This window comes from Pseudobutyrivibrio sp., from assembly GCF_015057185.1.
GTDB lineage: Bacteria > Bacillota > Clostridia > Lachnospirales > Lachnospiraceae > Pseudobutyrivibrio.
Window position 1 is genome coordinate 87,534 of record NZ_SVEV01000007.1, and the last position, 13,079, is coordinate 100,612.

At 39.7% G+C, this 13,079-nt stretch carries 12 protein-coding genes; 3 read left to right on the top strand and 9 right to left on the bottom strand.

Annotated features, from left to right (window positions below; translation table 11 throughout):
• The first annotated feature begins 190 nt into the window (after positions 1-190).
• Positions 191-349, top strand: a complete 159-nt coding sequence (locus E7276_RS04450) for a hypothetical protein (protein WP_294214233.1) — start codon at positions 191-193, stop codon at positions 347-349.
• 79 nt (positions 350-428) lie between these two features.
• Positions 429-1,157: a potassium channel family protein gene (locus E7276_RS04455; RefSeq protein WP_294214236.1), complete on the top strand. Its 729-nt coding sequence runs from the start codon at positions 429-431 to the stop codon at positions 1,155-1,157.
• A gap of 23 nt (positions 1,158-1,180) precedes the next feature.
• Here E7276_RS04455 and E7276_RS04460 read toward each other — a convergent pair whose 3' ends face one another.
• The 3 genes from E7276_RS04460 to E7276_RS15110 form a co-directional block, all read right to left on the bottom strand.
• Positions 1,181-1,372, bottom strand: coding sequence for a hypothetical protein (locus E7276_RS04460; protein ID WP_294214239.1), 192 nt, complete (start codon positions 1,370-1,372; stop codon positions 1,181-1,183).
• 328 nt (positions 1,373-1,700) lie between these two features.
• Positions 1,701-2,090, bottom strand: a complete 390-nt coding sequence (locus E7276_RS04465) for a type II toxin-antitoxin system HicB family antitoxin (protein WP_294214244.1) — start codon at positions 2,088-2,090, stop codon at positions 1,701-1,703.
• Positions 2,091-2,178: 88 nt separating this feature from the next.
• The gene (locus E7276_RS15110) at positions 2,179-2,349 is read right to left on the bottom strand and encodes a type II toxin-antitoxin system HicA family toxin (protein ID WP_294214246.1); all 171 of its coding nucleotides are present in this window, start codon (positions 2,347-2,349) and stop codon (positions 2,179-2,181) included.
• Positions 2,350-2,599: 250 nt separating this feature from the next.
• Here E7276_RS15110 and E7276_RS04475 point away from each other — a divergent pair, with 250 nt between their 5' ends.
• On the top strand, positions 2,600-3,238 hold the full coding sequence (locus E7276_RS04475; RefSeq protein WP_294214249.1) for a hypothetical protein: 639 nt from the start codon (positions 2,600-2,602) through the stop codon (positions 3,236-3,238).
• Positions 3,239-3,314: 76 nt separating this feature from the next.
• Here E7276_RS04475 and ptsP read toward each other — a convergent pair whose 3' ends face one another.
• The 6 genes from ptsP to E7276_RS04505 form a co-directional block, all read right to left on the bottom strand.
• Positions 3,315-5,018 carry a phosphoenolpyruvate--protein phosphotransferase gene (ptsP, locus tag E7276_RS04480; protein WP_294214251.1) on the bottom strand — a complete coding sequence of 568 codons (1,704 nt, stop codon included), beginning with the start codon at positions 5,016-5,018 and terminating at the stop codon, positions 3,315-3,317.
• A 23-nt stretch (positions 5,019-5,041) separates the two neighbouring features.
• Positions 5,042-5,305: an HPr family phosphocarrier protein gene (locus E7276_RS04485; RefSeq protein ID WP_294214254.1), complete on the bottom strand. Its 264-nt coding sequence runs from the start codon at positions 5,303-5,305 to the stop codon at positions 5,042-5,044.
• Between the two features lie 218 nt (positions 5,306-5,523).
• On the bottom strand, positions 5,524-7,434 hold the full coding sequence (locus E7276_RS04490) for a PTS fructose transporter subunit IIABC (protein WP_294214256.1): 1,911 nt from the start codon (positions 7,432-7,434) through the stop codon (positions 5,524-5,526).
• Between the two features lie 8 nt (positions 7,435-7,442).
• Entirely contained in the window at positions 7,443-8,348 is a 906-nt protein-coding gene (gene pfkB, locus E7276_RS04495; protein WP_294214259.1) for a 1-phosphofructokinase, read from the bottom strand.
• Between the two features lie 32 nt (positions 8,349-8,380).
• Positions 8,381-9,133: a DeoR/GlpR family DNA-binding transcription regulator gene (locus E7276_RS04500; RefSeq protein WP_294214261.1), complete on the bottom strand. Its 753-nt coding sequence runs from the start codon at positions 9,131-9,133 to the stop codon at positions 8,381-8,383.
• Between the two features lie 251 nt (positions 9,134-9,384).
• Positions 9,385-12,402 carry an EAL domain-containing protein gene (locus E7276_RS04505; RefSeq protein WP_294214263.1) on the bottom strand — a complete coding sequence of 1,006 codons (3,018 nt, stop codon included), beginning with the start codon at positions 12,400-12,402 and terminating at the stop codon, positions 9,385-9,387.
• Positions 12,403-13,079: the final 677 nt, after the last annotated feature.

The following is a 13,079-nucleotide window of genomic DNA, read 5'->3' on the forward strand; positions in this document are numbered from 1 at the left end:
CGCGGTTATGAATTATAACATAGTGCTAAAAAACTATCTACACCATTTTAAGTTTCCGTGTCTACGATGTAGTGAGGCGTGCCAATGGGGCATGATGGCTTTATTTATTCTTGGGCATGAAATAGAAAAAGTTTTTTCACACTCTGGTGGTAATATGTCCTCAGAATTATATTTTCGTGAGGTAATCTACATGGCAGAGAAAAAAAATAGTGACAGCTTCATAAGTGATTCCGGCATTATTATCAGCAACAAAACAAAGCAAGCGAAGATTTTTGTATTCATTTGCAATGTGCTGACTCTGATATTGGCTGTACTGGGATTTATAACTTTTGTTATTGGGAATTTTTAGGGGACCTTTAGTGTGACTAATGTTTAAGCGAGTATTGATTTAGACTAGGTTAATCAAAAGTAATTATTGAGGATAATTTATGTATGAATTTAAGCGTAGAATCTATGAAGTAATAGAAGTTTCTCATATTGGGGATATTTCCAGTCGTGCCTACGACAAATTGATGACAACAGCCATCATCGTAGGTCTGATTCCTTTGACCTTGAAGACAATGAACAAATACGTCATTGCAATAGATGTGCTGACGAGTTTTTTGTTTTTGATTGATTACGTGGCGCGTGTATACACAGCCGATTACAAAATGGGATACAAGAATTATCGCGCCTATATAGCCTACATTTTTACTCCACTGGCTATTTTTGATTTGCTGTCAATATTGCCTGTAATATATATAATCGTGCCTGTATCCACTGTAATTGGACTCTTGCGTCTTTTCAGAATCTTCCGTGTACTAAAGCTAATCAGATACTCCAAGACTATGGTTATCATCGCAAACGTAGTTCGCAAGGTAAAATCCCAACTTCTGGCTGTGCTTCTTTTGATTGTAGTTTACATTTTTGTTGCTGCTATGCTTATATTCCAACTGGAGCCAGAGCTTTTCGGCAACTTCTTTGATGCACTTTACTGGGCAACAATTTCTATCACCACCATCGGCTACGGCGACTTTACACCTGTCACCGCCCTTGGCAAATTCATCACTATGATTTCCGCCCTTGTTGGCATGGCAGTCATCGCACTCCCAACTGGTATCATCACAGCCGCATACATGGCTGAAATCACCAAGAAGAAATCTAAGTATGAGTTGTAAAAATCATGCTGATGAAAATTAAGCTAACACTTCTTTATGAAAGACAAAGAATCCTCTTTATTTTCGGCTAGAATATTCAATAGTCTGTATGCTGGTCCTGTTGGGTGAGTACTGCCTAATTCCCAAGCTTCAAAAGTTTTTGCTTTTAAATTGCCTTTTTCAAAATCAATTGCTTCCTGCAGTCCCTCTTTTAAATCATCAAACAGTGTACTCATATGCTACCTCCTGTTTCTTTCCATCTTTTGGTAAAAATTGGCACCTCGATAAATGTTCTTGGCATTATTCTTCCTAAAAATTCTTGATACTTAGTATTTAATACCCTACATTGTAGGGTGTAAATATTCTATCTAATATAGGATGAAAAACTAAACATATTCTGCAATTACATACAAATAAATAATGTCGCACTTTTTTATTTAGGTGCGACTTTTTTTATTTCCACTAAAATGGACATAAAAGAAGCCACATCCTCACGACAAGATGTGACCTCTTTAAAGTTAACTTGATTTGATAAAATGCATTATAACATACTGAGCGTAAAAATCAATATCCTACTTTAGCTAATAGCGCTTCTTCTAGAATTCTGGAAAAATTTAGTCCCAGCTTTTCTGCTTTCAAATTTAAATAGTAGGGTATTGTTACATTTTTTCTTACTTTGCGATTATCGCATTTCAGGCGATACACGTCAAAATCAATATCTACATATGTCACAATATCGTCTTTTTCAGTAACATACTCTCCGTCGTCGGCTCCAGGTAAATCTCTCCCTTGATCCTGGTATTCAATGCCAACAATCCCGATGGCGTCTCTTGCCATTTCCATTGCATCCGCCATACTTTCACCCGATGTATCAATGTTAAATGCCGGCACATACACTAGATAGCCGCATTCATCCGGTGTGAGTATAACAGGATAAGCAATCCTATTAGCCATAGCGTCCTCCTTTGCCTACTCCCCCATTTTTCAGAAATATTGAGAAGATTTAACCCAATCGAAACAGAAACTCATATAGCAGAACAGGCTATATGCCTGTTCGCTTTATGATTCTCTTTGCCAAGTTTTCAGGAATTTCGTTATGTCGTTCAATCGGCTCCATTTGTACACCGTTGGTGTATACATCGTGATTGGAGCCGTGGCGAATGAGATACCACCCGTTGGCTTCGAGACGCTTAATAAGGTCTCTTCGTTTCAAATCAAGTTAACCTCCTTTCATATTTCTTGATTAAATTATACACATATTATGCGCATACATCAAGTGTTTTATACGCATATTGTGCGCATATTTTTAATTTCTTGCTTAATAAAAGCACCCTATTTCTAGGATGCTCAATCTTATAGATAGTATTTTCTTCTTAGATAGAATTTTCAAAGAAAGGCAACATATTGACTCCGAGGTCGTTGGGTAGTAATATACTACCATACAGAAATAAGGGGACATTAAGTTGAAAAGCATTAAAAGAATTATAAATATAATCGGTCTTGTTTTTTTACTGGGCTTGATTGCCTTTTATAAATATAAGTTGGGATATGTGGAATTATTTGTGACCTACGTAATTAGTAGACGAGGTTGGGCGGATATATATACTTATCTATATATTATTTGTGGCATATTCGAGATCATTTATTGCCTTGTGGTGTTGTGTGATAATACTAGGAAAAAAATACCATCTGCGCTAATAACTGTTATGGGAGTTGCATGTAACATCGGTTCATTAATTATTGGCTACAGGAAAGTTATAGAGCCATGTACTGATGTCAACATTCCAACAATTGTTGCTTTTAAAATGAACTTAATATTTAATGGTATAGGAATCGTTTTAACCAGCGTTATACTTCTTCAGTATATCTATAAAAAGAATAAGCATAATTATTTCTGGAAATACAATATATTTCTGTTTCCAATTATTGCTTGGGTTTCAAATATAAACTGGTTTAATGATTTCACAGGCCAGGAATACTGGGACAATCTGCTTAGCAATATAGGAATTGGGACAACTCTAATCATGGCGATTATGTTTCTGTTTGCATTCCTGCTATTTAATAGATATGGAAGCAATAAAAAAGAGATGCTAGCTGACTAGAATCTCTCATACTGTAAAAAAAGGGTCCCGCACTAAGTAATTAGTGCGAGACCCTTTAATTATGCTCGTAATTAGATTACTTTGCTGATGCTTTAAGTAATGCTACGATTTCTGCCTCTGTTGTAAGGCTAAGTGCCTTCTCAGCGAGGGCATCTGCCTCTTCCTTGCTCCACTTAGAGATGATAGCACGTGCTGTAAGTACAAGTACTGGGTTAACACTGTACTCATCAAGTCCAAATGAAATAAGAAGTGGAATCATGAGTGGGTCAGCTGCTGCCTCACCACACATACCAACAGGAATACCTGCGGCATTTCCTGCTGCGATGATATTCTTGATTGAGCGAAGTACTGCTGGCTGGAATGCTGAGTAAAGGTAAGCTACCTTTGCATTTCCACGGTCAACGCTCATTGTATACTGTGTTAAATCGTTTGTTCCGATTGAGAAGAAATCTGCTTCCTTAGCAAGCATATCTGCAATGAGTGATGCTGCTGCAGTCTCAATCATGCAACCAACTTCGATATTAGCATCGAACTTAACTCCCTCAGAAGTAAGCTCCTGCTTGCACTCCTCAACGAGGGCCTTAACGGCTCTGATCTCGTCTACACATGTAACTAATGGTACCATGATTTTAACCTTGCCATAAGCTGAGGCTCTCAAGATTCCTCTGAGCTGAATCTTGTACATGTCTGCATTAGCTAAGCAGTAACGAACTGCTCTGTAACCAAGGAAAGGATTCTCTTCCTTCTCAAGGTCCATGTAAGGGATATCCTTGTCGCCACCAATATCAAGTGTACGAATAATAACTGTCTTGCCTGCCATTGTCTCAACGGCTTCTTTGTAGGCTTCGAACTGCTCATCCTCTGTTGGAAGATGTGGCTTGTCCATAAATAGGAATTCTGAACGGAAAAGACCAATTCCTTCGCCGTCGCATTCAATTGCCTTCTTTGCATCCTTTGGTGTACCAATGTTGCAGAAGAGCTCTACCTGCTTACCATCTGCAGTAAGTGTCTCCTTGCCAACAAAGTTCTTGAGCTCTGCCTGTGCACGGATAAACTCTTCTCTTTTGCGTACATACTGAGATATAACATCTCCGTCAGGATTAATATATACATCACCCTCTGTACCATCGACAATAGCTGTATCCTTGTCCTTAACGAGCTCTGTAATACCAGGAACTGAAAGAACAGCAGGTATCTCTAATGCTCTTGCAAGGATAGCAGAGTGAGATGTCTTTCCACCTACTTCTGTAATAATACCAACAACATTATCTTTTACGATTTGTGAAGTCATAGATGGTGTTAAATCGTGAGCAACGAGCACTGTGCCTGGTGCTACCTTGCTAATATCTACGTCCTCTACCCCAAGTAAAATTTTGAGCAAGCTGATTTTGATATCAGAAATATCTGATGCACGCTGACGCATCATGTCGTCCTCCATTTTAGAGAACATGCCGATAAACATGTCGCAAACAGCAGTAACTGCTGCCTCTGCACACTGACCAGCTTCGATCATCTTTGTCATCTCGCCTGCCATAGTAGGATCAGCAATCATAGCTAAATGACCTTCCATGATTTCAGCTTCTTTAGGTCCGATATTCTTTCTGATATTTTCTGCCATCTCAGCTGTTTCAGCCTTAAATTTATCGATAGCAGAATTGAATCTAGCCTTTTCAGCTTCTTTGTCCTCTACTGGCTTTGACTCGAAAGACAAGTCATGCTCAACAATAAGACAAATGCTACCAATACCTATTCCTCTTGACGCTTCTATGCCTTTGTACATAGGTTCCTCCTTGCTATTAGATATTAGTCTCCTAAACCGCTCTCAACAAGCTCAACGGCCTTTGCAAGTGCTGCCTCTTCATCTGCACCATCGCACTTGATCTCGATTTCAGCACCGCACTTGATGCATGCTGCCATAAGCATCATAACGCTCTTACCATCATACTCATTGCCATTAAATACAATCTTAACATCTGAATCAAATGGTGTAACAGCTGCACTGAAAACTGTAGCTGGACGCATGTGCATACCCTGCTCATTAGTAACTTTAACTACTTTTGAAACCATAAATAAAACTCCTTTCGTTTCAACGTAAATGCGTAAAAAAGTACTACTATACTTTATAGAAAAACAACTGATTTGTCTACAATTGTTTTACTAAAAAATACAAAAAAAACTGTAAAATATATACAAAAAACAAAAAATAATACACAAACAACTAATTCCGAGGGGAATATCCCCTCGGAATTATATTTAAGCAAAACCATGATGTTTTCAGTATTTGATTACTCTACGGCGTCCTTCTTAAGCAATCCAAGAAGTAAGCAGCTAACTACAGAGCCTGCTAAGAGTGCAACAATGTACATTGCAACGTTTCCTACTACAGGGAATACGAAGATTCCACCGTGTGGAGCCATAAGTGTACACTTGAATGCCATTGAAAGTGCACCAGCAAGACCTGAACCAACCATAAGTGAAGGAATTACATGAAGTGGATCAGCTGCTGCAAATGGAATAGCACCTTCTGTAATGAAGCAGAATCCCATGATGAAGTTAACTGGACCAGACTTTCTTTCGTTCTCTGTGAACTTCTTCTTGAAGAAGATTGTTGCAAGAGCGATAGCGATTGGAGGAACCATACCACCAACCATAACAGCTGCCATAATCATCCAGCCTGTCTCATTGCCTGCTGCAAGTGAAGCTGTACCGAATACGTATGCTGCCTTGTTGAAAGGACCACCCATATCTGTAGCCATCATAGCACCAAGTACTACGCCGAGGGCTATCATTGAGCTTGTTCCCATTCCCTCAAGGAATGATGTAAGACCTGTGTTAAGAGCGCCCATGATTGGGTTAACTGCACACATAACAACTGATATCAACAGTGTACCAAACAATGGATAAATAAATACTGGTTTGATACCTTCAAGTGATGCTGGAAGAACATCACAAATTCTTCTAAGACCAAGAACAAGATAACCACCTACAAAACCTGCGAACAATGCGCCAAGGAATGCTGATGGGATGTCACCGCCTGGTGCTCCAAATGTAGCACCTGTTGAAGCAAGGTAACCACCTACGAAACCAACAACAAGACCTGGTCTGTCAGCAATTGACTGAGCAATGAAGCCTGCAAGGATTGGAAGCATGAAACCAAATGCTCCGCCACCGATTGTCTTGAACCAAGCAGCTACTGGTGTGTTAGAACCAAAGTTACCTGGATTAGCTGGATCATATGTATCAATTAAGAATGCTAAAGCAATAAGTACACCCCCACCGATAACGAATGGAAGCATGTGAGATACACCATTCATTAAGTGCTTGTAAACCTTACGTCCTACAGACTCGTTTGATGTGTCAACTCTCTTTGCACCTGTTCCAGAATAGTGGAATAATGGAGCATTTTCAGCCTTCTCAAAGAGAACATCTGGTGTGTGGATAGCTTCTTTTGTAGAAGCCATAAGTACCTTCTTGCCATCAAATGGAGCCATATCGATATTCTTGTCGCAAGCGATGATAACTGCATCAGCTTCTTCGATTTCCTGAGCTGTAAGAACATCCTTTGCTCCGCCTGAACCGTCTTTTTCTACTCTGAATGCAATACCGAGCTCTTTAGCCTTGCGCTCAAGTGACTCAGCAGCCATGAATGTATGAGCAATACCTGTTGGGCATGCTGTAACAGCAACTATCTTCTTTGCTCCTGCTGAAGCTGTAGCTGGTGCTGCCTGGCTGGCATCCTTCTCTGCTTCTTTCTCATCGATAAGTCTTAAGAATTCATCTACAGAAGTTGCCCCAACTAACTTCTTGCAGAATGCAGGGTCCATGAGGATTGTCATAAGCTTTGCAAGAACCTCAAGATGAGTATCTGCGCCGCCCTCTGGAGCTGCAATCATGAATAATAAGTCGCTTGGATTTCCATCCATAGCCTTGTAATCTACTCCTGCTGGACATGTGATTCCAACAAGACCTGCCTTTGCAACTGCTGCGGACTTGCCGTGTGGAACAGCAATACCGTTTCCAATTGCAGTAGAGCCCTTAGCCTCACGTGCTAAGATAGCCTCCTTGAATGCTGCCGCATCCTTTAAATTGCCTACTGACTCATGAAGAGCGATAAGCTTGTCAATAGCTTCGTTTTGGTCTGCCAAAGCTACATTCAGTTGGATCCCTCTAGGATCAATAAACTCTGAAATTTTCATATTCCCTCCTACAATGTTTTTAATAAATTATCTATATCAGCAGCTTTTGCAAGTCCGTCTGAAAAAGCTGTTGCCGATCCTGCTGCAGTTCCCATTTTAAGAGCAGTCTCATAATTCTTTGTCTTCATGTATCCTGCCACGAAGCCTGCTACCATGGAATCTCCTGCGCCTACTGAGTTTCTAACTGTTCCGCTAGGAACTCCAATGCGGTATCTCTTGCCCTCTTCATCTACAAGCATTGCGCCTGCACCTGCCATGGAAATGAGTACGTTTCTAGCACCCATCTTTTGAAGCTCAAGAGCTCCCTCATATATTTCATCATCTGATGTAAGTACCTTGCCAACAATCTCACCAAGCTCAAAGTTGTTTGGCTTGATAAGGAATGGATGATACTTAAGTACGTTTGTAAGTAAGTCCTTTGTTGCATCAACAACGAACTGAATCCCCTTGCCCTGAAGCATAGAAAGAATTTTTTCATATACGTCATCTGGAAGTGAATTTGGAATTGAACCAGCAAGGATAAGTACGTCACCCTCTACTAACTGTGAAAGCTTGTCGAAAAGCGCCTGCTGTGAAGCCTCGTCAATCTTTGGACCCTGAGCGTTAATCTCAGTTTCCTCTGTGCCCTTAAGCTTAACGTTGATTCGAGAAATTCCTTCTTTGAGCTCGATAAAATCTGTATCGATTCCCTGAGCCTTTACTCCGTCATCGATGGCGTGTCCTGTAAAGCCTGCAATAAATCCAAGAGCTGTGCTCTTAAGTCCAAGCTCTGCAAGAACCATAGATACATTAATGCCCTTTCCTCCGAAATAGTACTCCTCACTAGCTGAGCGATTTGTCATACCTGGTAAAAGGTCGCCGTCCATTCGTACTACATAATCAAGTGCTGGGTTAAATGTAACTGTATAAATCATTCTTTTTCCTCCATATCGCTTTGTCTGTTGCTCTATTCCCCGCAGATTTTAACAACTGTATGGTTTGTATAATCCTTTGATGCGAGTTTGTCTGTTATAATGCAGCAATCATTAATCTCTGCGAATGTTACCGAATTGATTTGATCGAACTTGGTATGGTCTGCAAGAACGTATGCCATGTATGCATGTCTAATAGCTTCTCTTTTAATCATTGCTTCGTCCACGTCTGGTGTGGTGAAGCCTGCTCTGATTGAGATGCCATTAGTTCCCATGAAGGCTTTGGTAAAGTGGTATTTCTTAATAATCTCTACACAGTCCGGACCTACCACCGCCTCTGTAGATTTTTTAAGTCGTCCACCAATCATGATGGTCTCAAGGCCTTTGTCGATAAGCTTCTTTGCATGAACAACACCGTTGGTAATGTATTTTGCTTTGTAATTATCAATGTAATCAATCATCGCTAAGGTTGTGGTACCTGCATCGATGTAAACAAAATCATTATCCTGAATAAGATTAGCTGCGTATTTGCTAATGTTATCCTTTTCGTTGACGTTCTTAAGTGCCTTTAGTGAAACTGTGTCCTCTTTTGTATTAACATCAAGAGAACTCATGGCAGTTGCACCGCCGAAAACCTTTATCAACTGCTTTGACGCGTTAAGAGCATTAATATCTCTTCTGATAGTAGCTGCGGAAGTATCTAAAATTTCCACTAACTCATTAACAGAAACCGCCTTTTTAGAATTGACTATTTCAACAATTTTGGACCGTCTTTCTTCAGTAAGCATTCAGTCATCCCCCCAACAATTGATATTACAACTTCTGTTTTCTTGATTAGAAAACAAACTCTTTGATTATTTATGATTGTTGTAATCAAAATATAACATCATTTTTAATCACTGGCAATCATATTCAATCAAATAAAATCATCGGAGAGCAAATTCCGTCACTATTCACATTTCTCGATGCTCACTTTTGTGTATTTCATTCAATAAAAATCACTAAAAATAGGGAGACCAACTCGATCTCCCTAAACATTTCACTTTTTGTGATTACTTTTGTCCGTGTACATTCTCTTATCTGCCTCATCTAAAAGCAAACTGAGGTCATTCACTTCTGAGTAGACAGCCATGCCAACGGACAACCTTAATTTTACTTCTATGTGCTCTATCATTTTAATTTTTGATATCTGGTGATTGATATCATGCATAATCTCTTCATTTTCCTGCATATTTTGGAACATGTGAAGAATAACAAATTCGTCACCACCAAATCTAAATACTAAGCTATTTTCTGATGCCACAATGCGAAGTCGCTCACTTACCGCTTTTAATATTACATCACCAAAATCATGGCCATAAATATCATTAATCTGCTTAAATTTATCTATGTCTAGCAAGAACAGAGCAAAGTCCATACCTTCCTCTTTGTATTGCTCCTCATAACGACCAATGATATCGTTGAAACCGCGCCTATTATATACACCAGTTAACTCATCAGTTCTTGATATCCTTTTTAGCTTCTTCTTTTCAACATTCTCATCAGTTACATCCCTAAAGAAGCCAATAAGACCAATCAATTCACCATCAATTACAAATGGCATTTTCGTTGCCACAATATCTCTTACTTCGCCCTTTACTATACATTCTCCAGCAACGTCCTTAATGATTTTGCCATTATGAATTACGTCTAATTCTATTGACCTGAACGGTTCTGGGTTAATATGCCAGCCCATATCCTCATCGGTTTTGCCAAGTATTGAATCCACTGAATTAAAACCGTAGTAATCGAGGAACATTTTGTTTGCACCCAAAAACCTACGTTCAGTATCCTTCCAGAAAATGCCTATAGGGGTCATTCTAAGGACATTTGCGATGATATTCTGGCTCTCACCTAAGATTACATCTGCACTATAGCCGTCGGCCAACTCTGCTTCAATTGACCTACTAATGGAGTCATCCACAATTGATACGCACACAAGCATTGACAGATTTCCCCCAAGATTTATAAGTGACAGGGAAACTGTTTTCCATTTATAAGATCCCTCATCATCTACAACTCTAAACAAACTGACGGCTTTTTTATTTTTGGTATTTGTTAATCGTTCTTCTATAGTGTCAATATTCATATAGGACAGGAAACGTTCCCTATCCTCTGAATAAATTCGCTTACTAGCAAGCTCATTAATAACTTCCCTTGGTACTTTATCCTTATTATTTAGATGAAGTCGACTACTTTCAAGATACAAATTCTCGAAATAATTCTCAGTAATTCCATATACATCAATACACTCGTACAACGAGAACATTCCCTTGGTGATAATGTTCATCTTTTCATCTAAGTCTTTATCTACAAATCTAGAAACGGTGCGCATTGAAAGCAAGTATGCATCTATACCCCCAATGGTATCCTCTGCAATATGACGGATTTTTAGATTGACAATTCTGCCCTTCTCCACAAAATCCATGGTCTCCTGCTGATGGCTTTCCTTACTTTTCTCACACATATCCCAGAAATGCACATAGCGATCCCATTTATCACTATCATTCATCATAGCTTCTGCAGATTCATAATCTGTGTCGCCATTAATCAGCATTTCATTTCTATAGCCCGCATTGGTATATATAAATTTCCACTTATGGTCTTTTACAATTCCAATAGAAAGTGGCAATGGATTCTTGGTCAATTCGGTACCAATATTTTGCAGTGGATTCTGTCGAAGCACATCAATTTTGCCTATAGCGTTATAGAACAATCTAGTCTCATTATCCTCACTCTCTATACCTTCCGACGCTACATACTCAACGCTTTCCATAAAAGGCATAGGACGACCAATAAGGTATCCCTGGACTATCTCACAGCCCAGTGCTTTCACAAATTCATACTGTTCCCTAGTCTCAACACCCTCGATAAGCGTATGCATTCCCAGATTCTTAACAAGGGAAATAACATGCCTTAGGATTATCTTTCCGTGGTCAGTTTCATCGAAATCCCTCAAGAACTCCATATCGATTTTGACAACATCAAACTCAAAGTTCTTTAAACTATTCAAGGAAGAATAGCCACTTCCAAAATCGTCCATCCAAACGGAAAAACCATTTTGCCTAAGCTTCTTTACCTGTGACTTAATAAGTGCCGGATTATCCGTAATAACACTCTCTGTAATCTCAAAATGGCACATATACTTAGGGCACTGATATTTTTCCATTAGGGAATCAACGAAAGCTGTAATGTCCAGCGCCTCGAAGTCCAATCTTGACAGATTCACAGAAACAGGTACAATCTCCCTTCCCTCCTGAATACACTGGGTAATATTCTTAATCACCTGTTCTATTACGAACTGGTCAATCTGGGTAATACGCCTATATTCCGCCAGCACCGGAATAAAATCATTTGGATAAATTGTGCCTTTAACTGGATCAATCCAACGTACCAGAGCCTCCCAAGAGCACAGCTTACCCGTAAGTGTACGAACCATCGGCTGATAGTACACCTGGATATATCCCTTTTCAATTGCTTCATCAAGATGATCTAAAATGAATTGCTTACGAAGAATAGCGCCATCCAACTCGTCATCATAGAAACAATACGCCTGATCATATCGCTTCTTGATGCTGGAGCAAGCAGTTCTTGCACGGTCACAGCACTTCATGGCCGCCAAGGATTTATCCTTTACCACAAAAATACCCGCCTTCAGCTCCAAATTAACATTTCGCTGATTTTCCTTTATACGCGTGCGAATCTGCTTAATACTTGGCACTATCTGAACTGTTTTTGTAAAAACCGCAAAATGGTCTCCTGTAAACCTAGAAACCAATTGTCCCTCAAATACATCATTTATAATTTCAGCAACTTCCTTCAACAGCAAGTCACCGCTCTCATAGCCGTAATTATCGTTATACAGCTTAAAATTTTCCACGTCAAAAAAGACAAAGGCATAGTCACTATCGCCATCCATGGTGTCGATTAATTCTTGACTACAATCATAAAAGGTTTGCTTTTCCAGCAACCCCGTTAATTCATCTCTGAAAATGTGAGTTTCCTGCCCTTTTCCCATCGTAAATCCCCTAAAGTCTCTCTTTGAGTTATAATATTCTATCATTCAAATGTGAACATTCTTTAGAGAAATTGTTACTGCATGTTCATAAATCCAACAGGCCCCACTATCCTCCCAATTTTAGCCACCTTCCGGCCTTGGGCCTTGCCCCGCCCTACTGATATTTTAGGCCACACCAGCCCCTGCCAGGGCCTACCGGCCTGTGGTTTTCACAGTTTCGCGAATATTTCAGTTTTCCAATATGCAAAAGGGAGCATCCCGCATGTGTCTTTCTATGGATGAACCATTTTGCAAAATGTATTTTTATTAGGCGGACATTTTGGTTTATATAAATTGGTACAACTCAGGTCTCAAGGGGGAATTGGGTTCATAGTACGTTTGCTAAGAAAATTTAAAAAGCAGGATTATCATATATTGGCACCGTGCTTTATACGACATCGTGTCGCGTGTCGCACTTGCGCCGCCGTCCTAGCGGCGCATGCCAATATATTGATAATCCTGCTTTTAATTTTCTAAGCGCACTCCCAAATCACCCAATTCCCCCTGAGCCTGAGTTGTACCTAGTTTAGTTATTTGTGTCCGCCCATAAAATACTTTTTGCAAAATTGTCCAGACATGAGAAAGACACATGCTAATAAAAGATGCGAGTCTTTGCATATTAGGAAAACGAAATATTC

Coding starts and splice junctions, on each gene's coding strand:
- E7276_RS04460 (WP_294214239.1), bottom strand. CDS start 1,372: ATGAGTACACTGTTTGATGATTTAAAAGAGGGACTGCAGGAAGCAATT.
- E7276_RS04450 (WP_294214233.1), top strand. CDS start 191: ATGGCAGAGAAAAAAAATAGTGACAGCTTCATAAGTGATTCCGGCATT.
- E7276_RS04465 (WP_294214244.1), bottom strand. CDS start 2,090: ATGGCTAATAGGATTGCTTATCCTGTTATACTCACACCGGATGAATGC.
- E7276_RS04490 (WP_294214256.1), bottom strand. CDS start 7,434: ATGAAAATTTCAGAGTTTATTGATCCTAGAGGGATCCAACTGAATGTA.
- E7276_RS04455 (WP_294214236.1), top strand. CDS start 429: ATGTATGAATTTAAGCGTAGAATCTATGAAGTAATAGAAGTTTCTCAT.
- ptsP (WP_294214251.1), bottom strand. CDS start 5,018: ATGTACAAAGGCATAGAAGCGTCAAGAGGAATAGGTATTGGTAGCATT.
- E7276_RS04485 (WP_294214254.1), bottom strand. CDS start 5,305: ATGGTTTCAAAAGTAGTTAAAGTTACTAATGAGCAGGGTATGCACATG.
- E7276_RS04505 (WP_294214263.1), bottom strand. CDS start 12,402: ATGGGAAAAGGGCAGGAAACTCACATTTTCAGAGATGAATTAACGGGG.
- E7276_RS04500 (WP_294214261.1), bottom strand. CDS start 9,133: ATGCTTACTGAAGAAAGACGGTCCAAAATTGTTGAAATAGTCAATTCT.
- pfkB (WP_294214259.1), bottom strand. CDS start 8,348: ATGATTTATACAGTTACATTTAACCCAGCACTTGATTATGTAGTACGA.